Source organism: Rhizobium skierniewicense Ch11 (assembly GCF_023757665.1).
GTDB classification, from domain to species: Bacteria; Pseudomonadota; Alphaproteobacteria; order Rhizobiales; family Rhizobiaceae; genus Agrobacterium; species Agrobacterium skierniewicense.
Genome location: NZ_RXPG01000028.1, coordinates 200,133 through 223,874, shown reverse-complemented (window position 1 = coordinate 223,874; position 23,742 = coordinate 200,133). Strand labels below are relative to the sequence as shown.

Below are 23,742 nucleotides of genomic sequence, written 5' to 3'. Positions count from 1 at the left end.
CTGCCTAGTTCTGGCCTGCCCGGCGCATGGGCATGCGGTCGATCAGATCAAATAGCGCGACGCTGCCGACAACATCCTCGCTGCGAAGCTTGACGCCACCATCCTTGCCGATCAACACAGCCTTGAAGCTGTTTCCATCGGCGCCAGCTTCGCGGGCCAGCGCTTGCGCGTCGATACCGCCCGTATTTCCGAAGATCGGCGTGACGTTATTCTGGGTGACATGCAGCACGACCATGTCACGATCTGCCAGTTCGGCTTCCTCCGCGCGGATCGTGGTGATCTGCTTTTTGACCTTCGCGTCGTCCGTCTGGCCAAAGACCAGCAGGACCCGGTTTTTCCATGTGAAATGCGACAGGCTATCCATGCTCCACCCTTGTGTGTGCGACGCCAGCAGCAGGGCTGCGGCCAAAACAAGCTTTTTCACGGTCTCATACCTCACTATGAGCACGGGGAACGCAAAATGCACGCTTCTGGTTCTCACACGGTTTGGTGTTCCGCGTTATGAAAGCTCGGCGGCGGAAGGAGAAAGGCTGCTCCGGTCGGTCGCCACTGTCATCTTATTGCCGCGCCATGAGACGGAGGAGCCCAGAAGGCTTTTGATCCAGATGGCAGGCAGGAGAATGTCGCGGATCATCATGGCTGGGACGCTTCGCCATGAGGTGTGCCAGCCCGCGCGTCTGGCGAGGTAGAGCTCCGGCAGGTAAAAGCCCGCGATGACAGCACCTGCGCCCGCGAGAACCAAGGTCATACCGGCTCCAGCGAGGAAGAGCGCTGCAATGGTCAGCAGCAGAGGCGGGACCACACCGACGAAAATTTCTGGCGCGAAGAACAGCGGGAATGTGACGCGCCGCAGCCTGCCCCAGCGGGTTTGTCGAGACCATATCTCGCCGAGGCTGCGTCGCCCGAGCGGCTGCTCGAACGGAGACGAGACGAGATGAACATTCAGGCCGGCTGCCCGCACCAGCTTGGTGGCCGCTGCATCCTCGGCAATTTCAGCTCCCAGCGCCTCGATGCCACCCCGCGCATCGAGAAACGGTTTGTTCCACAGCATCGTCTTGCCCTGCGCGAAACCGTTGCCCAAGGCTTCCGCCGAATACTGATAACGGGCCTGGAACGTGTTGAGAAAGCAGCATTCGACCTCGGCCCACAGGTCTTGCGGCCGTGAGCCGATGGGCGGGGAGCAGACGAGGCCGGTGTCGTTGCGCCACGCCGCCATCAATGTCGTGATGTAGTCTGATGGCATTAACACGTTGGAATCGGCCAGCACCACCCAGTCATGGGCCGCTGCCCGCCAACCCTTGACGCAATTGTTGAGTTTGGGATTGGCGCTGATCCTGTCGTCGCCGATCAGCACTCTTGCGCTGATGTGCGGAAAGGCTGCCAGGTGTGACTGGACCTCTTTGATGACCGGATCGCTCCTGTCCGCCACACAGAAGATGATTTCGTAGTTCGGCCAGTCCAGAGTGAAGGCACGCGAAATCGTCAGCGGTGTGAAATTCTCGATGCCGCGCAGGGGAATGATAAGGGAAACAGGCGGTTTTGATGAGGCAAATACAGTGGGGAGCGGCGTTCGTTTCAACCGGACCGTTGCAAGCGCGATACTTAAAAGATGCACGAAGAGCAGGATGAGCGCGCCAACAACAAGGGCAATGTTCATGCGAGATCAACCTCCGCGCTTCGGTTCACGAGTCAAAACCGGCTTTGTGTTGATACAGCAATTATAACGCGTTCATGACAGGCGCGTGTCACGCGCCCGGTCTTTCCCCATCATACAAGCCTGTCAAACCGCGTGCGCAAGCGGCGGAGCAAACAGTGCTGGAACGGCCAGAGTCTCGAAGCTCGGTTTTGCCAGCAGGTATCCCTGGATGAGACTGACGCCGAGGTCTTTCAGCACCGACATCTCCCCGTAGGTTTCAACGCCTTCGCACAGGGGCGTGATGTTGAGTTCAAACAGCATGTTCAGCGTGTGCTTGACGATGATGCGTCTGGAGATATCGGTGTCGATACCGCGGATGAGGTCCATATCCAGCTTGACAATATCAGGTTGAAAAAGGGTCAGCAGGCCGATGCCCGAATGTCCGGCACCGAAGTCATCAATGGCGGTCTTGAAGCCCATATCCCGATATGTTCGCAAGATGTCGAGCACGTGCTTGGTGTCGAGCTTTTCGTTTTCGGTAAATTCGAAGATGATGCGGTTGAGCGGAAACCCTGTCTTCATCGCCGTCTGCAAGGTCAGGCGGATACAGGCGCGTGGCTCATAGACGGCGTTCGGCATGAAATTGATCGACAGTTTCACGTCGTCTGCAGGATCGTAGAGCTTTGCGGCAAGCTCGATGGCCTTGACTCGGCATTGCTGGTCGAACGCGTAGCGGGTGTCATCACTGACGCGACTTAAAACAGAGCCTGCACCTTCTCCCGTCGGGCCGCGCACCAGCGCCTCATGGGCGAAGACCTTGCCTGTTGTGATGTCGACAATCGGCTGGAAAGCCATGGAAAATGGTACGTCAAATGCTGCGCCGTCGCGGCAACCATTGCACTGTGTGGGCATTGGCAAGCTCTCTCTCTTCGATATTTTCGTCACATTAGAGGATAAGGGATTAAGCCTTTGTTGCCGCCGTGCTGCCCATCACAACTTTTGCGCTATGACAATGCTCTTCGTGTGTCCACCGCTCGCTTTTCGCCTCGAGAGACGGCATGATGATCGCACATGATTTGTCCACGCAGCCGAGACACGAAATGAACGATGCTCCCCAGCAGCCACCCAGGATCAACCGAGGCAGTCTTCAGGAACTGATTGGCGGTTTGAGCGATGGCATCATTCTTGTGGAGCCAAATGGCGATATCGTCTGGGCCAATGTATCGGCCCTTGAGATGCACCGCGTCGACAGCATCGAAGATCTGGGTGCCGATGCCAGGGACTATCGGCGCCGCTTCACGCTGCGCTATCGGAACAACCACCTGCTGGACGAGGGGCAATACCCGCTCGAACGCCTGCTGGCGGGAGAAACGATCGACGATGTGACGGTGGAGATATCACCTGCCGACGATCTCGATCTGGTTTGGGTGCACACCGTGCGCAGCATGATCATTTCCGATGGCACAGACAAGCCGGATGTTCTGGCGCTGATCCTGCGCGACGAGACGCCGCGTTTCGAGGCCGAAGAACGGTTCGAGCGCTCTTTCAACGCCAATCCCGCGCCGGGTCTCATTTGCCGGCTGGATGACCATCGCTTCATTCGCGTCAATGAAGGCTTTCTGGAAATGACGGGATTTTCCAAGGAAGACGTGGTCGGCAAGACGGTCGAGGCGATCGGTCTGTTTTCGAACTGCGACACGGGCGAGGATGCCTTGACCAAGCTGAACGATGGCCGGGTGATCCGCCACCGCGAGGCGCTGGTGCCGTTGCCCGATGGTGGCGACCGGCTGGTGATCGTGGCCGGAGAACCGATCTCTGTGGTCGAGGAGCCGTGCATGCTCTTCACCTTCGCCGATCTCGATGCCAGACGAAAAGCCCAGAACGCCCTGCGCCAAAGCGAGGAGCGCTTTTCCAAATCCTTCAAGCTTTCGCCTGCGCCCGCTGCGGTTTCGCGACTGGACGATTTTGTGTTTACGGAGGTCAACGACGCGTTTCTACAGATTTCCGGTTATGGTGTGACCGAAATTACCGGGCGCACGGCAAGCGATCTTCGGCTGTGGGAGGATGTTGCCGCACGCCGTGCGCTGGAGGAAAAGCTGCGCGACAATATCTTTGTTCGCAACGAAGCCATGCGCATGCGCCAGAAGGACGGTGGTACGGCCGACTGCCTCGTCTCGGCAGAGCGGGTGGAGATCAATGACGAGCAATGCGTCATCTGGGCCCTTCAGGACGTGACCGAGCGACGCCGCAGCGAAGCGCAGCTTGTCGAAGCCATCGAAAGCGTGATGGCCGATACGTCCTGGTTCAGCCGGTCCATCGTCGATCGTCTGGCGACGCTCAAGCACCAGTCGAGTGCTGCCCCCACCGCGCAGCTGATGGAGCTGAGCGACCGCGAGCGTGAAATTCTCGGCCTCATCTGCAACGGCCAGACCGATGCCGAGATGAGCGACACGCTGCATCTGTCCAAGAACACGATCCGCAATCACATTGCCTCGCTCTACGGCAAGATCGGCGTCAACCGCCGCGCGGCGGCGGTCATCTGGGCACGCGAACGCGGTTTTACCGGCACGAGTGACAGCAAAAACGGGACAGGCGCCAAGGCCAAAACCGGAAAATAATCAAAAAACGGGCAAGACTCCGTAAAAAAGGTCATTTTCTACCAATTCGAATAGTATTTTTCGCTCTGCAAAACCTTGTCGGGCGGCTGTATCTCCTATGGCATGACGTTGGCTCCATCGCGGGCTCCCCACCGACGTCAGACCGTTAAAAACACAGTTTTAGGAAGGATACATCATGGATAAGAACCGTATCGAAGGTGCCGCCAAGGAACTGAAGGGCACAATCAAGGAAGCTGCCGGCAAACTGACCGGCAACAAGAAGCTGGAAGCCGAAGGCCGTGGCGAAAAGATCGCCGGCGATGTGCAGAGCACAGTCGGCAAGGGTGTGGACGCTGTCAAAGGCGCGTTCAAGTAAACGTCGACCCAGAGCCGGGCTCGCCAAACGGCGTGCCTGATCAACGGAGGCAAACCCACCATGTTTTTCCCCGTCTTCTCCCCGTCATCGGAGACATCGTCCGGCCAGTGTGCAACCAGTGCCGCGATCAAATCGTTACTGGCCTACGCACACGGTCTTGAAGACTGCCGGATCGACGTGGAGGTTTCTTCGGGCGTCGTCACGCTCACCGGCAGCGCCACGTGCGTGGCGGCCGTGGACAAGGCGATCGGGATTGCCGCCGACATTTCGTCCGGGCCCGTCTTTGCCGACATCGATGTGCGAGAAACGTGCCTGACCCCACCCAAGCAGCCAGTCCGTGGCCCGAAGAGGGATCAACGGACATCTGGCAAAATTCTTCAGATGAAAAGAGACATCACATGAAAAAGACACTGATCCTCGCGCTTGCAGGCGCAATGGCCATGACCTCCGCCGCTTCTGCCGCCAGCAACCAGCACTCAAGAAAGCCTGTTGAAAAGGTTGTCAGCCAACCTAAGGAGCGTCTGGGCACGCTGTCTTGCGAAGTGGCAGGCGGCATCGGTCTTCTGGTCGGCTCCAGCCGCGCGGTCGATTGCCAGTTCAAGCAGCGCGCCGGCAAGGTGGAGCGCTACACCGGCACCATCGGCAAGCTCGGTCTTGACGTGGGCGTTACCGGCAAGTCCTACATCAGCTGGGTCGTGGTCAACACGGAGCCAACGACGATCGGTCAGGGCAGCCTTGCAGGCACCTATGTCGGCGCATCCGCCCGCGCGTCTCTGGGTATCGGTCTCGGTGCCAACGCGCTGGTCGGTGGCAACGCCAAGAACTTCGGCCTCCAGCCACTCAGCGCTGAATCCGGCATGGGCGTCAATGTTGCAGCTGGCGTCTCGCGCCTGCAGCTGCGCGCCGTTCGCTAAGACCTGATCTGAACGACGGACGCCCCTTTTCGTGATGGAAGGGGGCGTCTTTTCGTGTTGTGTGAAGGGGATATCATTCCCGCCTCTTGGCGTCTTCCGAAGGCTGCTTTAAGACAGACCTGAAGGCGAGCGAGGGGAATGAACAGTGCAGGCAGCGGTTGAGGCGTTCATTGCGCGTTGGCAAGGGCAGGAAGGCGGACAGGAGCGAGCGAATTATGCGCTGTTTCTGACCGAGATGTGCAGCCTGCTGGACCTGCCGCAGCCCGACCCGGCCTCCGCCTCGCCCGACACCAATGATTATGTGTTCGAGCGCGTGGTGAAGGAAACGACCCGCGACGGCGCTGTTAATTCCAAGCGGATCGATCTTTACAAGCGCAACTGCTTCGTGCTGGAAGCCAAGCAGAGCCGCCTTTCCGGTGACAAGAAGCTGGCAGACACTCCGACGCTGCCGGGGCTGGAAAGCGCGCCACGCGGACGCCGCGCCAGCGCCAACCGCGCCTGGGACGTGTTGATGATGAATGCCCGTGCACAGGCGGAAAACTATGTGCGCCTGTTGCCCGCAGCCCATGAGCCACCGCCCTTTGTGCTGGTCTGCGATGTGGGCCACTGCATTGAAATCTATGCGAATTTTCGCCGTGACGGTAAAGCCTACGACCAGTTCCCGGACCGCCGCTCGTTCCGCATCTATCTGGAAGATCTGCGCGACGAGACGGTGCGGGCGCGGCTGAAAGCCATCTGGACCAATCCCGTTTCGCTCGACCCCTCGCTGCATGCGGCAAAGGTCACGCGCGATATTGCCACCCGCATCGCCAAGGTCAGTCAGGCGCTGGAAAAATCCGGCTATGCGGCGGAAGAGGTGGCCATGTTCCTCATGCGCATGCTGTTCACCATGTTTGCCGAGGACGTGCAGCTTCTGCCGAAGGATTGCTTCAAGGACCTGTTGAAGGACTGCGCGCAAAAGCCGGAGATTTTTCCCGGCATGATGGAAGACCTGTGGAAGGCGATGGATGAGGGCGGCTTTACCGCCACCATCCGCCAGAAGGTGAAAAAATTCAACGGCGAGTTCTTCAAGAACCGCAAGGCGCTGAAGCTTGCCAAGGAAGAAATCGGCGAGCTGGTGGCGGCTGCCAACCACGACTGGAAAGACGTGGAACCGGCCATTTTCGGTACGTTTCTGGAACAGGCGCTGGACCCCACGGACCGGCGCAAGCTGGGCGCGCATTACACGCCGCGCGCCTATGTGGAGCGGCTGGTCATCGCCACCGTGATCGACCCCTTGCGGGCAGAGTGGGACAATGCCCGCTCCACCGCCGACCGGCAGAAGGCCGAGGGCAAGGCGGATGCGGCCATCAAGACCGTGCAGGCGTTTCATGACACGCTGTGCGAAACCCGCGTGCTGGACCCGGCCTGCGGCACCGGCAACTTCCTGTACGTCTCGCTGGAGCTGATGAAGCGTCTGGAAGGCGAGGTGCTGGAGGCGCTGGTCAACCTTGGCGGACAGGAAGGGCTGGCGCTGGAAACCCACACGGTCGATCCGCACCAGTTTCTCGGCATCGAGGTCAACCCGCGCGCCGCCGCCATTGCCGAGCTGGTGCTGTGGATCGGCCATCTGCAATGGCACTTCCGCAACCGGGGCGTCGCCCCGTCAGAGCCTATTCTGAAGGCGTTCAAGAATATCCAGAACATGGATGCGGTGCTGAAATGGGATGGTTACCCCATGCCCAAGGTGGTGGATGGCAAGGAAGCCTACCCCAACCCGCGCCGCCCGGACTGGCCAAAGGCCGATTATATCGTCGGCAACCCGCCTTTCGTGGGCGGCAAGGATATTCGCGCCCGCATGGGCAGCGCCTATGCCGAGGCGCTGTGGAAGGCGCATAAACACATGAACGAAAGCGCCGATTTCGTCATGTATTGGTGGGATCGGTCAGCTGAAATTCTGCTGAAACCCAAGAGCGCCCTCAAACGGTTCGGGTTCGTCACCACCAATTCCATCAGCCAGGTGTTTCAGCGCCGGGTGATGGAGGCGCATCTCAACGCCAAGAAACCGCTCTCGCTCATCATGACCATTCCCGACCACCCATGGACCAAGGTCACCCGCGACAGCGCCGCCGTGCGCATCGCCATGACGGTGGCGCAGGCGGGCAAGCATGAGGGGCGGTTGATGGAGGTAACCTCGGAAGAGGGGGTCGAGACGGACAGCCCGGTGATCTTGTTTGAGGAGCGCCAAGGGAAGATCAATTCGGATTTGACGGTTGGAGTGGATGTGACGATCGCAGAGAAACTTCGGGGAAATGAGGGAATTTGTTCTCCCGGCGTCAAACTGCATGGCGCAGGATTCATAGTGACGCCTCAAGAAGCTGAGATGCTCGGTCTTGGTACGAAGGCAGGACTGGACGCACACATCCGCCATTACCGTAACGGAAAAGATCTTACTGCGCGCGCTCGTGATGTGATGGTGATCGACAATTACCCTATGTCGCAAGAGGAGTTGAGATCACGGTTCCCGGCCGTTTATCAGCATGTCGCGACCAAGGTGAAGCCTGAGCGAGAAGGCAACAACATGGAGTTTCGCCGTGTCAATTGGCACTGGTTTGGGGCGACACATGAAATGTATCGAGCATTCGCGAAGGGACTAGCTAGACTAGTAGTTACACCAGAGACCGCCAAGTATCGCGTCTTTCAATTTCTTGATGCCTCGATCTTACCAGACAATAAGTTGGTCGCCATCGGCTCGCAGGATGGCTCTACGCTGGGTGTTCTGTCCTCAAGATTACATGTGATATGGGCCATGAGAACTGGCGGTTGGCTTGGTGTTGGCAACGACTCTGTCTATGTCAAATCCCGCTGCTTCGACCCCTTCCCATTCCCCGACGCTACCGACATCCAGAAAGTCACTATCGGCGCGATTGCCGAGGAACTGGATGCGCATCGCAAGCGGGTTCTGGACGAGCATCCGCATCTGACGCTGACGGGGCTTTACAATGTGCTGGAGCGGTTGAAGGCGGGGGCGAGGCCGGATGAGTTGAACGAGAAGGAGCGGCGCATTTTTGATGATGGGCTGGTGCTGATCATCAAGGAGTTGCATGAGCGGCTGGATGCGGCGGTGGCGGATGCCTACGGCTGGCCTGTCGATCTGGCGGAAGAAGAGGTGCTCGCGCGGCTGGTGGCGCTCAACAAGGAGCGGGCCAAGGAAGAGAAACGCGGTCTGGTGCGCTGGCTGCGGTCGGATTATCAGATCCCCCGCTTCGGCTCCGACAAGGAAAAGGCCGAGCAGATCGAGGCTGATTTTGGCGAGGCGGCGGTGGCCAAACCCGGGCCAAAGCCGAGTTTTCCGACCGACGAGCGAGACCAGACGCCCGCCGTTCTGCACCAGCTTATGGACGCGGAAGGACCTGTCGATGCTGCCACAATTGCCAGCAGCTTCAAGCAGGGTCGCAAGTGTTTGGGGGCCGTGCAAGCGGTGCTGAACGCCCTGTCTCGCATGGGGTTAGTGTCGACGGTGGATGGGAAGCGCTTCGCGTGGCGGCGGGTGGCTTAGACCGTTGCTCCCTTGAACGGGGAAACGCGCTGAGGCTTTAGGTCTCGATTTTCTCGACCACCAAGGTTCGGCCATGGGCGGAGGCGATGCGAACGCGGGTGCCGGCGGGCAGGTCATCGCCTTGCACCGGCCACCAGGTATCATCCAGCCGGATGCGGCCACGCGCTTCGGCAATGGGTTCCTGCAAGGTCGCGGTTCGGCCGATAAGGCTGGCTTCACGCTGGTTGAGGAAGGGCTCGTCGGTCTTGGCGTGATCGCGGCCGTAATAGCGGCGACCCAGAATGGCGAAAGCAACCGACAGCACGGCAAACAGTAGCAGCTGGACGTGCCAGCTCCATAGTGCCGTATCCCACAGCGCCAGCGAGATGGCGCCGATGACGAGGGCGGCGGCACCGATCCAGATCAGGAACACGCCGGGGGCGACGAGTTCTGCGGCCAGAAGGATGGCTGCGAGGATCCACCAGCTCCACGGCCCCAGATCGATGACGAGCCTTGCGATCATCTCATCTCTCCGAGGACGGGCCGAACGGATTGTTGGGTATGGTCACGCTGATGGTATTGGCTGTCGGGCGGCTGGAAGACGGCGGAACGGAGCTGCGCTGGCGTGCCGGGGCCGGTGTTTCGGGTGCAGCGGCGGCGTCACTGTTCTTGCCGAACACGTCCTTGGCGATGGCACCGATGCCGCCGAGCGAGCCGATCAGCGACGACGCCTCCATCGGCATCAGCACGATCTTGGAGTTCTTCGCGGTGCCGATGGCGGCCATGGCCTCGGTGTATTTCTGGGCGATGAAGTAGTTGATGGCGTGGATATCACCGGCCGCGATGGCTTCAGACACCATGCGGGTGGCGTTGGCTTCCGCTTCGGCCAGACGTTCACGCGCTTCGGCATCGCGGAAGGCGGCTTCGCGCTGGCCCTCGGCCTCGAGAATGGCAGATTGCTTGGCACCTTCGGCGCGCAGGATCTGCGCGTTCCGGGCGCCCTCAGCTTCCAGAACCTGGGCGCGCTTTTCGCGCTCGGCCTTCATCTGGCGGGCCATGGAATCCACCAGATCCTTCGGTGGCGCGATATCCTTGATCTCGATGCGGGTGACCTTGATGCCCCAGGGGCCGACGGCTTCATCGACCACGCGCAGCAGGCGATCATTGATGGCATCGCGGTTGGACAGGAGCTCGTCCAGATCCATTGAGCCCATAACCGAGCGAATGTTGGTCATGGTCAGGTTCTGGATGGCAAATTGCAGATTGGTAATCTGGTAGGCGGCCTGTGCCGCATTTAGAACCTGATAGAAGGCGACGGCATCTGCCGAAACGCTGGCATTGTCCTTGGTGATGACCTCCTGGGTCGGAATGTCCAGCACCTGTTCCATAACGTTCAGCCTTGCGCCGACGCGTTCGATATAGGGCGTGAGGATGTTGAGGCCGGGCTCCATGGTGCGCGTGTAGCGCCCGAAACGTTCCACCGTGTAGCGATACCCCTGCGGAACCGTCTTGATGCCGGCAAACAGCGTCAGAATGACGAGCCCCACGACGACGATCACGACAATATCGAAACCACCCAGATCAAACATCCCCATCTCCCTCATATGCTGGCAGGTGTCAGAGCAACTCCAGCAAAAGTGTATCGCGGTTTTGCGTCCGGAGTTGCGTTAAGACAAAAGACCGCAGGCTGCGGTTACACCCAGCCCTGCAACTCCCTGCGTACAACCTTTTCGAGAACCCGCATACCCTCTGAACTGTCGTTCAGGCAAGGGATATGGGAAAATTTCTCGCCGCCGTTGTGGTGAAAAATCTCGCCTGCTTCGCCTGCGATTTCTTCAAGGGTTTCCAGACAGTCCGACACAAAGCCCGGATTCATCACCGCGATGCGCTTGACGCCCTCCTTGGCCAGCCGCTCCACCGTCTTGTCGGTATAGGGCTGCAACCATTCTTCCGGTCCGAAGCGGGACTGGAAGGTGATCATGAAACGGTCCTTGTCGAGCCCCAGCTTTTCACGCAGAAGACGACCGGTTTTCATGCACTGGCAATGATAGGGATCGCCTTTCTTGAAGTAGGATTGTGGAATGCCGTGGAAGGAGGCAATGATCTTTTCCGGCTCCCAATCCAGCGTCGCCAGATGCGTTTTCACGGAGTTGGCGAGCGCATCGATATAGGTGTCGTCGTCATGATAGGGCGGCACGGTGCGCAGCGCAGGCTGCCAGCGCTGCTTCATCAGATACTCGAAGGCCTTGTCGTTGACGGTCGCCGTGGTTGCTGCCGCAAACTGCGGATAGAGCGGAAACAGCAGGATTTTTTCACATCCTTGCGCCTTCAGCGCGTCCATGCGTTCGGCAATGCTCGGTTTGCCATAGCGCATGCCCCAATCCACCACCACGTTGGGCAGGTCGGTCAGCATTTTGGCCAGCGCCTCGCCCTGGTTGCGGGTGTAGGTGCGCAGGTAGCTTTCGTTCAGGTCGTGGTTCCAGATTTCCTCATAAGCCTTGCCGACCTTTTGCGGGCGCTTGTTCAGCACGATGCCGTAGAGAATGGGGTACCAGAACAGTCGCGACCACTCGATCACACGCTTGTCGCTGAGGAATTCCGCCAGATACCGGCGCATCGACCTGTAGTCGGTGCCATCGGGCGTGCCGAGATTGACGAGGAGGACACCGACCTTGCCGAAGGCGACCTTCGGGTGGTCTGGCGGGAAATGCGCTGTTTGAAGCGTGGAGTTGTCTGCGATCATGAAATCGTCCTGAACCTGCATTGTTTGCCAAGCCATACGGCTTGATCTGCACCATGGATCATCTTGTAGAGTATCGGTGCGGCAATCTGAATTGAATTCTGCCGGTCGCGACGTGACATTTCAACGCGTAACAGTCTTGGCGCTTTTCCGTGTTGAGTGGACGGAAATGAAAAAAGCCGGCCCGCACCACGGACCGGCTCTCTCGTATGTGTCTGATATCAGTTGGCGGGAACGTTCAGCTCTTCACCGACCTCGATATGGTTCGGACGCTTCAGCGCATTGGCTTCGGCGATCTTCTTCCACTCGGCCCCGTTGCCGTATGTCTCGGTAGCGATTTTCCAAAGGGAGTCACCGCGGGCGACCACGTATTTCGCTGCGTTCGCCGATGTCGTGGTTGCCGGTGCAGCAGGTGCTGCGGCGGCTGGAGTCGTTGCTGTCGCTGGTGCCTGCGCTGTGGTTGCCGGAGCAGGAGTGGCAGGCTTTGCTTCCTTTGGAGGTGCTACATAGTCAGCGGGTGTGACATCCGTCACGCGGCCATCGGTGTAAGGCTTGTAAGGGCTGTGCGAACCGATGTAGGTGGCAACGGCGTCTTCAAGGCTTGGTCCGAAGTCGTAAGCGTTAATGGCCTTGGTCGCAAAGGTCTTGAAGCCGTCGCCGCCGGTGCGGGTGTAATTGTTGGTCACCACGCCATAGGTTTTTTCAGGGTCGAGCTTGACGAAGGTGTCGCCTTCCTTGACCTCGACGGAGACAATGCGGCTCCCTGCTGGCTTGGAGCGGTCGAACGCGTATTTCAGGCCAGCCGTCTGCACGAAGCGGCCAGCGCCTTCCTCGATCTGGCTTGCGCCATTTTCAAGGGCTGCGACGAGATCGACGCCCTTGATCTGGAAGGTCGCGATGGAGTTCTGGAACGGCAGAACCGTCAGCACTTCGCCCATGGTGACGGGACCGGCATCGATGGAGGCACGCAAACCGCCGCCATTCTGGATGGCGATGGTGATGCCCTGATCCTTGACGCGGTCGAGCAGCGCATCCGACACAAGGTTGCCCATGGAGCATTCCTTGACGCGGCAGACTTCGCGCGCGCCTTCGATGGCGGCTTCGCTTGTGCCGATTTCCTTTTGCTTCATCTCTTCCAGCGGAGCGGCGAGTTCTGCCACGCGCTTGGTGAAGGCTTCGTCCGGGGTGACCGATGCGTCGAGCAGCTTGGGCGCGCCGCTGGTGGATTTGACCACGCCGTTGTCGTCGAAGGTGACCGAGAGGTCGCCGAGATATTTGGAATAGGCATAGGCTGTTACGATCGGCACGTCGACGCCGGAAGGGTCCTTGACGAGCGTGGGGTAGGGACCGGCAGCCTTCGGATCGGTGCTCGAAAGCAGCGTGTGGCTGTGACCACCGACGATGACGTCGATACCATCGACCGAGCGCGCGATTTCCTGATCCTTGACATAGCCGACATGGGACAGAAGAACGATCTTGTTGACCCCCTGATCCTGGATGTCCTTGACGGCACCCTTGAGATATTCGATCTCGTCTTCAAACGTCACCTTGTCGCCGGGCGATGAGGTTTCGTTGGTGTCCTTGGCCAGCACGGACACGACGGCGACCTTCTGTCCGCCCATGTCCTTGATGATGTAGCCCTTGAACTTGTCTTTCAGCTCGGAGCCATCGGCAATCTTGGTGTTGCCGGAAATGATGGGGAATTTCACCGCATTGATAAGCTTGAGCAGTTCTGCCGGGCCGTCATCGAATTCGTGGTTGCCGATGGCCATGGCATCGAAGCCGATGCCGTTCATGAACTCTGCCACGGGGCCGCTTTTATACTGGGTGTAGAACAGCGAGCCCTGGAACTGATCACCGGCATCGAGCACGAGAACATTCGCATTGGCACCCAGTTCGGCGCGGCGGGCGTCGATGGCGCTTTTGACGCGGGCGATGCCGCCGAAACATTCTTTCTTGTCAGCTTCCGCCGTGGAGCAGGTGGAGTCGAACTTGTTGATCGCTTCGATGCGCGAATGCAGATCGTTGATGTGGAGAATATTGAGTTGGTAATCGGCCAGAGCCGCACCGGCGGAAAGCGCAACGACCGAGGCGGTCATCAGGCCAAATCTCAAAATTCTGTTCATCGTCGTTTCTCTCCTGTTGTAAGCGAAAAGCTGAAAGGCTCGTCCCGGCCATCATAGCTAGTATGAAAGTGTGTCAGTCATTCAACGATGATGTTTTCATCTCGCAGCATCTGCCGCAAGTAGAATTATGACAGGTTTGCGCAAATAAAAACGCGCGCTGCACGCGCGCGTTGAAAGGAACGCCCTAGAGAGACTTGACGTCGGGATCAGCCCTGACGCGTCAGCGTGAACTGGCTGTTGCTGTCGGTCGTGCAGTTCAGCTGCGAACGGGAAATCATTGCGCAGTTGACGCGGGACTGGGTGTTGCGCACAAGCGATGTCATGTTGATCTCGTAAAGTGTCGGAGACAACGTCACATAAGTACCAGATGCCAGAAGCGTGTTGCTATCCGTCGAGCGGGTTGAGAAAGCGCCCGCCTGGAATGTCGAAACTATACCGTTCTTGTCAACCCAGCGACCGTCCACGGCCGGACCCTGCGGCATGGCGGATGCCATAGGGCGCGGGGATGGCGCATTGGGAGCGCATGAAGAGGCGGCAAATGCGGCCAGAAGCAAGGCTGCGCCTGTCTTGAAATTCATCTCTTTCGTCTCCTGCGATTCTTCCCGATCTACTTTGAAAGACCATGGATGGAAGTTTAATCTAATGCAAGCGAACGACGAGCGCTATGCACCGGTTCCCAGTACGTCTGACAAAAGCAGAGGCGTTGCAAACTGGCACCAGTGCTCGCCAGATGCTAGCCCCGCACCAGAATATTGCGGAACTGCCACGGGTCGCTGGTATCGATATCGTCAGGAAACAGGCCCGGTCTGCCATCGATCGGCGTCCACCCGGTGTAATGTCCTTCGACAGGGCCAAGGTAGCGCTTCTGGATGCCAAGGCAGCGGCGATAGTCGATCTCGTCGGCTTCCACGATCCCGGCTTGCGGGTTTTCCAGCGCCCAGACCATGCCGGACAGAACGGCCGAGGAAACCTGAAGGCCTGTGGCGTTCTGGTTTGGGGCAAGTTGACGCGCCTCTTCCAATGTCAGGCGCGAGCCATACCAATAGGCGTTCTTTTCGTGGCCGTAGAGCAAAACGCCCAGTTCGTCTGCACCATCTGCCAGTTCGTCTTCGGTCAGAACATGCTGAACCGGCTGGGCCGTGCCGCCATTGCCGAACATTTCATAGAGCGAGAGCACCGCATCATTGCAGGGGTGATAGGCGTAGTGGCAGGTCGGTCGGAAATCGACATGGCCGCGCTTGTCGCGCACGGTGAAGTAGTCAGAAATTGAAATCGCTTCATTGTGAGTGACCAGCAGGCCATATTGGGGGCCAAGCGTTGGGCACCATGTGCGCACGCGGGTGGTCGCGCCGGGCTGATCGAGAAAGATGGCGGCCTTGCTGCCTTTCTTTTGTTTCCTTGCGTTTTTCGGCATCCACTTCTCGTGACTGCCCCAGCCCAGTTCCGCTGGCTGCATGCCTTCGGCAATGAAACCTTCGACCGACCATGTGTTCCAGAAGGTGTTGAAGGGCTTCGGTTCCTTTGCGCGTTGCGTATCGCGCTCGGCAATGTGGACGCCCTTGACGCCGAGCGTCTGCATCAGCAGCGCCCAGCCTTCGCGGTCGTCGGCTACCGGTTCTTCGAATTCGAGGCCGGTGTCGTTTGCCAGATTGACCAGCGCCTGTTTGACGAACCACGACACCATGCCGGGGTTGGCACCGCAAGTGGAAACGGCCGTCGTGCCGCCGGGGCGCTTGGCTTTTTCCTTCAACATGGTTTCGCGCAGCGCATAATTCGTGCGCGCTGAATTGTCTGCGTCGGTGTCGAAGTAGAAGCCCGGCCACGGCTCGACCACCGTGTCGATATAGAGCATGCCGTATTTGCGGCAGAGTTTCATCAGATCGACGGAGGAGGCATCGACGGACAGGTTGACGCAAAAGCCCTGGCCTTCGACGTTCTTGATCAGCGGCTTCAAGACATCCTTGTAGTTGTCTTTGCTCAGGTGCGATCGGATGTGGCGGATGTTGCGGCTTTGCAGATACTCGGCAATGTCTTCTCTCGGATCGATGACGACGAGACGCGACATGTCAAATTTGAAATGCCGTTCGATCAACGGAAGCGTGCCGCGTCCGATCGAGCCGAAACCGATCATGATGATGGGACCGGTTATTTCGCCATAGATCGGGTATTCAACGTCCGTCATTCTGTCATTTCCTGTTTGAAGACAAGGCTTAAGCTAGATGATTAGTCCCCAACAATAAAGGGTAGCCGGATGACGGGCGTATGAAGCTTGGTCAAAAGGTAAATCGATATCTGTGCCCAACTCATAAAATCATCCATACAGCTTAGGACTACGCTTTGGGGTGGCACAGGGTATAATAACCTCTGGAAACCCGGCACGACCTTCAGGAGAGCGATATCGTGAGGCAAGAGACTGCCAACCTGGATGGTCTTATCGAGCGTGTCATTGCCTTGCAGGACATGACGCCCGTCTTCATCGCGCTTTTCGACACTGAAGACCGGCTGCGTCACGCCAACCGCGCATTCCGGGAAGCCTTCAATCTGGCCAGCGATGCATTCCCGCCATGGGCCAATATCCTGCGCGATAATTATCATGACCGTAAAGGCCTGATCATAACCACCGCGGATTTCGAGGCGTGGTTACTGTCAGCGCAATCGCGTCGGGGCAAGCTGCCGTTTCGGGGGCTGGAGCTGGACCTGCATGACGGTCGCTGGATCTGGATGACCGAAACGGTTCAGGACGATGGCTGGATGCTGTGCGTGGGCAGCGACATCACCGCGCTCAAGCAAAACCAGCGCAGCCTGCGCCAGGATCGCGACATCGCCATGCGGGCCGCGCAGACGGATGAACTGACTGGAACCGCCAATCGCCGCTTCGTCTTTGCCAAGCTCGATGTCCAGATGGAAAAAGTCCAGAACGGGACGGAATGCCCGTTCGGGCTTTGTGTCATGGATATCGATTTCTTCAAGGTCATCAATGACCGTTTCGGCCATCAGGGCGGCGACACCGTGCTGCGGGACTTCGTCAAGATCGTTCATTCCACCATCCGTCGGTCCGATTGTTTCGGGCGCGTGGGCGGCGAGGAGTTCATGCTGATCATGCCGCGTACCCCCCTGCCGGATTGCGTCGGCATCGTGGAACGATTGCTGGACAAGGTCGCGAGATCCTGTCCATTTCCCGGTGCCGCCGATTTTTCCTACAGCTGTTCGGCGGGGCTATCGCTTTACCGAGCCGGAGAGACGGGTGCCGATCTCTATCAGCGCGTGGATCGTGCGCTGTATGCGGCAAAGCAAAAGGGTCGTGCCCGGGTTGAGTGGGTTCTGGAGTAACGCGTCGATTGCGTCAAACCAACTCTGCCGCAACCAGCCCATGCAGCGAATTGCCAACGAACAGCTTTCGTCCGTTCAGATCCTGTGGTCTCAACGCCTGTCCGCGTGCCCGGCGATCACGGATGAGGTCGGCGCGAAGGACGCCGGGTAAAATGCCACTGTCAAGCGGTGGGGTCAGCAACTGGCCTTCGGCAGCCTCGACAAAAATGCTTGTGGTTGATCCTTCGCAGATTTCGCCGCGTTCATTCAGCAGCAGGACCTCGTCGGCCTCACTTGTCGAGAATTCAGCACGTGCGGCGTCATAGGGTTCGCGGCGCGAGGATTTGTGGCGGTAGAAGGTATCGCTGGAATCCAGCCGTGTCTTTTCCGCGATCTTCACGCGCCAGACGGCATTGAAAGGTAGTGGCACAAAGGGCTCAGCGGCAATGTCGAGTTCGCCTTTGTAGGTCATGACCACCCGCACGGTCATCGGTTCGCTGCCGCCCACGACTGCGTTCAGCGCTTTGACCGTATCGACGGGTGCACGAAAACCCAGCGCATCGGCCGAGCGTAGCAGACGACGCGTATGCTGCTCCAGTCGCTGGAAACCGGTTGTCGGTTCCCAGCGCAGCGTTTCCCGCAAGGTCAGGTCGGCCGGTTTGCGTTTCATGATTGTCGTCCGTCATGCTGTTTACGTAAGGTAAGGCATATGAACCGGCGAAGCTTGCCCGAAATGGGAGCCTCGCCGGATTTCTCCTCGCCTCAGTCCAGTGCCTCCAGCTCATCGATCAGGCCTTCGATCATCGACAGGCCCTTGTTCCAGAAGGACGGATCGGTCGCATCGAGACCGAAGGGCTTGAGCAGCTCCGAATGATGTTTGGTTCCGCCTGCTTTCAGCAGCTCGAAATATTTGTCCTGAAAGCCGCTGTCGGCATTCTGGTAAACGGCGTAGAGCGAGTTGACGAGGCAATCGCCGAAGGCATAGGCGTAGACATAGAAGGGTGAATGGATGAAGTGGGGCACATACGTCCACCAGTTCTCATAGCCTTCCGAAATCCTGATCGCCGGTCCAAGGCTTGTCCGCTGGACTGAAAGCCATAGCTCGCCAATCTGGTCTGCCGTGAGTTCTCCGTCCTTGCGGGCGGTGTGCACCTTGCGCTCGAATTCGTAAAAGGCGATCTGGCGCACGACCGTGTTGATCATGTCTTCGACCTTACGGGCCAGCAGCGCCTTGCGTTCGCGTTTGTCCTTCGTGCCATCCAGCAGTTTGCGGAAGGTCAGCATTTCTCCGAAGACGGACGCCGTTTCGGCCAATGTCAGTGGCGTGGCGCACATCAGCGCACCCTGTCCACCGGCCAGCACCTGATGCACGCCATGGCCCAGTTCGTGGGCAAGCGTCATCACGTCACGCGGTTTACCGAGGTAATTGACCAGAACATAAGGATGCGCCGAGGGCACGGTGGGATGGGCGAAGGCGCCCGGTGCCTTGCCGGGGCGGGCGGGTGCGTCGATCCATTCCTCATCGAAGAAGCGGCGGGCGATATCGGCCATCTCAGGTGCAAAATCGCCATAGGCCGAGAGCACCATGTCCTTTGCGTCGTCCCACGGGATGACGGCGTTCGACGTATCGGGGAGCGGCGCGTTGCGGTCCCAATAGTTCATCTGCTCCATCCCCAGCCACTTGGCCTTCATCTTGTAATAGCGGTGCGACAGGCGCGGGTAGGCCTGTGTCACGGCCTGTGCCAGCGCAGCCACCACCTCGCGCTCGACGCGGTTGGCCAGATGGCGGCTGTCGGCAATGTCTTCGAATTTGCGCCAGCGGTCGGAGATTTCCTTATCCTTGGCGAGTGTGTTGGTGATCAGCGTGAAGACGCGCAGATTGTCCTTGAAGGTGGCGCTGAGTGCCTGCGCGGCCTTTTTGCGGGTTTCCGTGTCCGGCTCCTGCAACAGATTGAGCGTTTCTTCCAGTGCAAGGTTTTTGCCGTCAACGTCAAAGCGCAGCTCCGACATGGTCTCGTCAAACAGCCGGTTGAAGGCGGCGGCGCTGGTCATGGACTTTTCAAGGAACAGCTGCTCCAGACTGTCATCCAGCTGGTGCGGCTTATCCTTGCGAAGGTCGACGAGCCAGGGCTTGTAATGACCGGTCAGCGGATCGTTGGCGATGGCCGCGTCGATCGTCGCGTCGTCGATGCGGTTGAGTTCCAGCGCGAAAAACAACAGGTTCGACGACATCTCGGTCAGCTTCGACTGTGCATCACCGTAAATCTTGCCGTTTGCCGGATTGGAGGTGTCGGAAAAATAGGTAAGGCCTGCGAAGGAGCCGATGCGGCCAAGAAGATCGTCCAGCGCTTCATACTCCTTCAGCGCGGCGCCAAGTCCGTCATCGCCCGAAAGCCTGGCGGCTGCTTCCAGTTTGCCCTTCCATTTCGCCTCGAATGCCTTGGCATCTTTTGCCGCCTTTTCCAGCGCGCCCCTGTATTCGGACGAATCGGCGGAAGGGTAGAGATCGGACAGCTTCCATGTCGGGAGGTCACCGAGGGCTGCGGTGCCTGCTTCCGCCGGCGAAAAGGCGGGCAGGGAGATCGATGTCTTCAAGGTCATGTCGGGCGTTCCTCTTTATCTCTTCGCCAAAGCATATGGGGGCTCTGTTTCCCGTGGCAATGCATAAAATGCAAGCAAATCTCAAAACTGGATGTTCAAGCCTTCCGTGCCACATTCGGTTCAAAGGGTCTGCATGAAGCAGGTCCATAAACCGGAAACCGGAGCCTGACATGACAGCGCAAGTACTCGTTATCGATGACGATCCTGTTCAGCGCCGCCTTTTGAGACAAGCGGTGGAGCGTTATGGACACCATCCCATTCTTGCCGAAAACGGCCGGGTTGGACTGGAGCTGTTGAAACAACACAGCGGCGATATCAGCGTGATCGTTCTTGACCTGATGATGCCGGAGATGGACGGTCTTTCTTTCCTGAAAGCGGTCGGTGAGCTGGGCACGGACGTGCCTGTCATCGTGCAGACAGGGCAGGGCGGCATCGATACTGTGGTGCAGGCCATGCGCGCCGGTGCTTTCGATTTCGTCGTCAAGCCTGTCTCGCCTGAGCGTATCGGCTCGGCGATCGCCAACGCACTCAAGCTCGATCAACGCGAAGCAAAGGCCCGCACGGGCAAGCGCTCGCGCAACCACACCGTCAATTTCAACGACATCGCTTCTGCAAGCCCTGCCATGCTGCGCGTGATCGAACTTGCCCAGCGTGCCGCGCAATCCAATATTCCAGTCGTGCTGGAGGGCGAATCCGGTGTCGGCAAGGAGATGATCGCGCGCGCGGTCCAATCCGGCAGCGACCGGGCGGGTAAGCCTTTCATTACCGTCAATTGCGGCGCCATTCCGCACAATCTCGTCGAGAGCATTCTCTTTGGCCATGAAAAGGGTGCCTTTACCGGTGCCACCGAAAAGCACATGGGCAAATTCATGGAAGCCGATGGCGGCACGCTGTTTCTGGATGAGATCGGCGATCTGCCGCTTGAGGTGCAGGTCAAGCTGTTGCGCGCCGTGCAGCAGGGCGAAATCGAGACCATTGGTTCGGCACGAGTCCAGAAGGTCAATGTGCGGCTGATTTCGGCCACGAACAAGGATCTGATCGAAGAGGTCAAGGAAGGCCGTTTCCGCGAGGATCTTTATTATCGCCTCAACGTCTTTCCTATCACCATTCCCGCATTGCGTCGCCGCAAGGAAGACATTCCCTATCTGGCCCGCGTGTTTGCCGAGCGCTTCTCGATCGAACAGAAACTGCCGCATTCCCTCGGTGTCAGTGCCGGTGCGCTGGCCTTGCTGACGGCCTACGACTGGCCGGGCAATATCCGCCAGCTGGAAAATGCCGTTTTCCGTGCCGTCGTTCTGGCCCAAGGCGATGAATTAACGGAAGCGGATTTTCCGCAAATCGCACTTCAAGTCCCGGAATTTGCCGGCGACGTCGCCGACCACGACACGCCGCATCGCCCGACCGAGCGCTCGCTGCTGGTGGCACCTGCTGTGGAAAACAGAAGCAGTGCCGCAGACATCATGTCGGTGATGGAAGCCATGGCCACGGATGACGAGCGATCTGCAGCCGTGTTCCCCGGTGGCAGCCTGATTGCCTCGACGGATGACAGCGGCGATGTTCGCAAGATCGCCGATATCGAAGAGGAGCTGATTCGGTTTGCGCTGCGGTTCTATCGTGGTCAGATGAGCCAGGTTGCGCGCAAACTCGGGATTGGTCGCTCCACGCTCTACCGGAAGTTGAAGGATTATGGCATTGATCCTGATGATCCGCTGCGGGATGCCGCTTGATGCGGCAGACGAGGCCTAACCGAGCAAATGCGATTTTTGTTAACGCCTGAGCAAGGATATTCGCTTACGGTCTGTAAACCTCTTGTTAGTGGAGCGTTCACTATATAGAGGAAGGTTGCACATGTGTGGCAAATTTGCCATTGTGTCACCGTAATTCAGGTTCATTAGGACAATGTGACGAATTGTCTGCCAGGCGGGGATCAAATTGCCTTATCTGTATCGGAATAGCGCGCTGACCGCCAAGGTTGCGCGCGGCTTGATCAAAGATATATGCACGAAGCTATCGGCACGCGTTGTGACTTGCGCGTGCCTGTTGATGGCCGGTCTACCCGCTATTGGTGTTTCGGCGACAGAAGCTGCTGCCGAAACCCGCAGTCTGAAGCTTTATTATATCCACACCAAAGAAAAAGCCGTCATCACATTCAAGCGAAATGGCAAGTACGACCAGAAGGGTCTGCAGGAGCTGAACCGCTTTCTGCGTGACTGGCGCCGCAATCAACCGACCAAGATGGATCCGCGCCTGTTCGATCTGGTGTGGGAAGTCTATCGCCGTTCCGGTGCCAACGAATATATCAACGTGGTGTCCGCTTTCCGTTCGCCTGAGACCAATGGGATGCTGCGCTCGCGCACCAAGGGTGTTGCCAAGAGCAGCCAGCATACACTCGGCAAGGCCATGGATTTCTATATTCCCGGCGTGAAGCTGGGTCGCCTGCGCGAAATCGCCATGCAGATGCAGATCGGTGGCGTTGGCTTTTATCCGACGTCCGGGTCTCCCTTTGTCCATCTTGATGTCGGCAACGTGCGTGCATGGCCACGCATGAGCCGCCAGGAACTGGTGCGGATTTTCCCCAAGGGCAACACCATTCACCTCCCATCCGACGGCAAGCCCCTGCCAGGTTACGACCAGGCGCTGGCCGATTATCGCAAACGTGTGAGCTCCTCTTCGATCCAGGTTGCCAGCACGGCTGGCGATGGCCCGGCTTCTTCCTCATCGGGTGGCAAACGCAAGACCTTGCTCGCCGCCCTGTTTGGTGGCGGTGATGAGGACGAAGATGCTGAAGGCATTGCAACGCCCGCGCCGACTGCTCGGTCGGCGGCACCCGTTGCTGCTCCTGTAGCGCAAGACGCTGAAGAAGAAGTCGCACCGCCAACGGCTGTGGCTGTTGCCTCTGCTCCCCCGCTACCTGGTGGCGTCAATGCCCCGTTGCCGACTGCCCGTCCAACTTTCCGCAATCAGGAAGGTGCTACCGGACTTGCGACAGCGCTCTACTCTCCAGCGCGTAACGCCGCGCAGGACGCACTTCAGGCGGCAACGACACCAACTCCCATGGCAGCCCCTGCCGAACAGCAGTTCGCCGATCTCGCGCAATATTCCATTCCTGTGCCGACCCTGCTCGGGCCTCGCCGCATGAAGGGTGACGCCGATGGCACAGTCATGGCGGCGCTGGGCTCCGAAAACATGCCGGGCGATGCGCTTGCAGCTCATGTTCCCGTTCCTGCCAACCGTCCAGCTGTTGCGGAAGCCCTGCTTGCCAACGCCAATTCCGAGACGGATGGCCAGGAAGACGAGGCGGAGCAATCATCGCTTTCGCCTGTCGTCGTCGCGGCTCTCGAGCAAAGCGGACAGGATGCTCGTTCGGCCATGATTGCAACGGCAATGCCAAGCGCTGCGCAGTTTCCGGCTTCCCTCACAAGTACCAAGCCGGCTCAAAAGCCTGTCCAGATGGCGAAAGCTGCGCCTGCTTCGACGTCGCAGGACTATGGCGACGAGTTTGACGTGAAGCCAAAGGCCAATACCGGCGGTCTGACTGCTGGCCTTCCTACAAAGGGCGGTCGTCCGAACAAGAAGGATGCTGCCGTCGCCGAAGAGGCGATGGTGAGCGGTGGTCGTTTGACACAGGAAGCCATTTCGGACTGGGCTCTGAGCCAGGACAAGGGCGTGACCGGTCGATCGGTCAAGGCGCCGCGCGTCGTCAACAACCGCATGCTCAGCCACGATATGTCGGCCTCTGCAGCGACGGCCAGCTTCCGCCCCGGTGCAGCAGCGATCGATTCAAGTCGCTTCAGCACCCCTGTGAAGATGCCATAAGGCAGCTGTCGTAACATAAAGATCAGAAGTGCCGCCCGGTGATCTCCTTGGAGACGACCGGGCGGTTTTCGTTTTGGCTGTTTAGGCCGCTTGCTTGCAGCTCTCTTCGA

18 protein-coding genes and 2 pseudogenes are annotated in these 23,742 nt (G+C 58.8%); 9 read left to right on the top strand and 11 right to left on the bottom strand.

The window, feature by feature from the left end; all coding sequences use genetic code 11:
- Nucleotides 1-4: 4 nt before the first annotated feature.
- From EKM04_RS17700 to EKM04_RS17690, 3 genes are all read right to left on the bottom strand, one after another.
- Nucleotides 5-424 (bottom strand): DUF4174 domain-containing protein, encoded by a 420-nt coding sequence (locus EKM04_RS17700; protein WP_183895963.1) that lies wholly within the window; start codon nucleotides 422-424, stop codon nucleotides 5-7.
- Between the two features lie 75 nt (nucleotides 425-499).
- Entirely contained in the window at nucleotides 500-1,657 is a 1,158-nt protein-coding gene (locus EKM04_RS17695) for a ceramide glucosyltransferase (protein ID WP_183895961.1), read from the bottom strand.
- 123 nt (nucleotides 1,658-1,780) lie between these two features.
- Nucleotides 1,781-2,548 carry an EAL domain-containing protein gene (locus EKM04_RS17690; RefSeq protein ID WP_183896148.1) on the bottom strand — a complete coding sequence of 256 codons (768 nt, stop codon included), beginning with the start codon at nucleotides 2,546-2,548 and terminating at the stop codon, nucleotides 1,781-1,783.
- Nucleotides 2,549-2,736: 188 nt separating this feature from the next.
- Between EKM04_RS17690 and EKM04_RS17685 the strand changes: the two genes are divergently transcribed.
- The 5 genes from EKM04_RS17685 (at nucleotide 2,737) to EKM04_RS17665 (ending at nucleotide 9,061) form a co-directional block, all read left to right on the top strand.
- Entirely contained in the window at nucleotides 2,737-4,254 is a 1,518-nt protein-coding gene (locus EKM04_RS17685) for a helix-turn-helix transcriptional regulator (protein ID WP_183895959.1), read from the top strand.
- 175 nt (nucleotides 4,255-4,429) lie between these two features.
- Nucleotides 4,430-4,609 carry a CsbD family protein gene (locus tag EKM04_RS17680; protein WP_183895957.1) on the top strand — a complete coding sequence of 60 codons (180 nt, stop codon included), beginning with the start codon at nucleotides 4,430-4,432 and terminating at the stop codon, nucleotides 4,607-4,609.
- A 60-nt stretch (nucleotides 4,610-4,669) separates the two neighbouring features.
- The gene (locus EKM04_RS17675; protein WP_183895955.1) at nucleotides 4,670-5,011 is read left to right on the top strand and encodes a BON domain-containing protein; all 342 of its coding nucleotides are present in this window, start codon (nucleotides 4,670-4,672) and stop codon (nucleotides 5,009-5,011) included.
- Nucleotides 5,008-5,523: a DUF992 domain-containing protein gene (locus EKM04_RS17670; protein ID WP_174153919.1), complete on the top strand. Its 516-nt coding sequence runs from the start codon at nucleotides 5,008-5,010 to the stop codon at nucleotides 5,521-5,523. Before EKM04_RS17675 ends, EKM04_RS17670 begins: the two co-directional genes overlap by 4 nt.
- A 145-nt stretch (nucleotides 5,524-5,668) precedes the next feature.
- On the top strand, nucleotides 5,669-9,061 hold the full coding sequence (locus EKM04_RS17665; RefSeq protein WP_183895953.1) for a class I SAM-dependent DNA methyltransferase: 3,393 nt from the start codon (nucleotides 5,669-5,671) through the stop codon (nucleotides 9,059-9,061).
- 37 nt (nucleotides 9,062-9,098) lie between these two features.
- Here the strand turns inward: EKM04_RS17665 and EKM04_RS17660 are convergent, their stop codons facing one another.
- From EKM04_RS17660 to EKM04_RS17635, 6 genes are all read right to left on the bottom strand, one after another.
- The gene (locus tag EKM04_RS17660; protein ID WP_183895951.1) at nucleotides 9,099-9,563 is read right to left on the bottom strand and encodes an NfeD family protein; all 465 of its coding nucleotides are present in this window, start codon (nucleotides 9,561-9,563) and stop codon (nucleotides 9,099-9,101) included.
- Nucleotide 9,564: 1 nt separating this feature from the next.
- A complete protein-coding gene (locus EKM04_RS17655) occupies nucleotides 9,565-10,629 on the bottom strand; it encodes an SPFH domain-containing protein (RefSeq protein ID WP_174153916.1) in 1,065 nt (354 codons plus the stop codon).
- Nucleotides 10,630-10,733: 104 nt separating this feature from the next.
- Complete coding sequence (gene hemH, locus EKM04_RS17650; RefSeq protein WP_174153915.1) at nucleotides 10,734-11,783, bottom strand: ferrochelatase; 1,050 nt, start codon at nucleotides 11,781-11,783, stop codon at nucleotides 10,734-10,736.
- Nucleotides 11,784-12,001: 218 nt separating this feature from the next.
- Nucleotides 12,002-13,906 carry a 5'-nucleotidase C-terminal domain-containing protein gene (locus tag EKM04_RS17645; RefSeq protein WP_183895949.1) on the bottom strand — a complete coding sequence of 635 codons (1,905 nt, stop codon included), beginning with the start codon at nucleotides 13,904-13,906 and terminating at the stop codon, nucleotides 12,002-12,004.
- Nucleotides 13,907-14,112: 206 nt separating this feature from the next.
- A complete protein-coding gene (gene omp10 / locus EKM04_RS17640; protein ID WP_174153913.1) occupies nucleotides 14,113-14,484 on the bottom strand; it encodes an outer membrane lipoprotein Omp10 in 372 nt (123 codons plus the stop codon).
- 155 nt (nucleotides 14,485-14,639) lie between these two features.
- Nucleotides 14,640-16,088: a homospermidine synthase gene (locus EKM04_RS17635; RefSeq protein WP_183895947.1), complete on the bottom strand. Its 1,449-nt coding sequence runs from the start codon at nucleotides 16,086-16,088 to the stop codon at nucleotides 14,640-14,642.
- A gap of 239 nt (nucleotides 16,089-16,327) precedes the next feature.
- Between EKM04_RS17635 and EKM04_RS17630 the strand changes: the two genes are divergently transcribed.
- Nucleotides 16,328-17,236: a GGDEF domain-containing protein gene (locus EKM04_RS17630; RefSeq protein WP_183896146.1), complete on the top strand. Its 909-nt coding sequence runs from the start codon at nucleotides 16,328-16,330 to the stop codon at nucleotides 17,234-17,236.
- A 13-nt stretch (nucleotides 17,237-17,249) separates the two neighbouring features.
- On the opposite strand, the gene EKM04_RS17625 is transcribed toward EKM04_RS17630, so the two are convergent.
- Together EKM04_RS17625 and EKM04_RS17620 are read right to left on the bottom strand one after the other, a co-directional pair.
- The gene (locus tag EKM04_RS17625) at nucleotides 17,250-17,885 is read right to left on the bottom strand and encodes an aminotransferase class IV family protein (RefSeq protein ID WP_183895945.1); all 636 of its coding nucleotides are present in this window, start codon (nucleotides 17,883-17,885) and stop codon (nucleotides 17,250-17,252) included.
- Nucleotides 17,886-17,977: 92 nt separating this feature from the next.
- Nucleotides 17,978-19,816 (bottom strand): M3 family oligoendopeptidase, encoded by a 1,839-nt coding sequence (locus EKM04_RS17620; RefSeq protein ID WP_183895943.1) that lies wholly within the window; start codon nucleotides 19,814-19,816, stop codon nucleotides 17,978-17,980.
- Nucleotides 19,817-19,986: 170 nt separating this feature from the next.
- Between EKM04_RS17620 and EKM04_RS17615 the strand changes: the two are divergent.
- The 3 genes and pseudogenes from EKM04_RS17615 to EKM04_RS17610 form a co-directional block, all read left to right on the top strand.
- Nucleotides 19,987-21,175: pseudogene (locus EKM04_RS17615) on the top strand (sigma-54-dependent transcriptional regulator); the annotation flags it as partial.
- A gap of 167 nt (nucleotides 21,176-21,342) precedes the next feature.
- Nucleotides 21,343-21,543, top strand: a pseudogene (locus EKM04_RS23180) (helix-turn-helix domain-containing protein); the annotation flags it as partial.
- Between the two features lie 205 nt (nucleotides 21,544-21,748).
- Nucleotides 21,749-23,632, top strand: a complete 1,884-nt coding sequence (locus EKM04_RS17610) for a peptidoglycan L,D-endopeptidase MepK (protein WP_183895941.1) — start codon at nucleotides 21,749-21,751, stop codon at nucleotides 23,630-23,632.
- Nucleotides 23,633-23,742 lie beyond the last annotated feature (110 nt).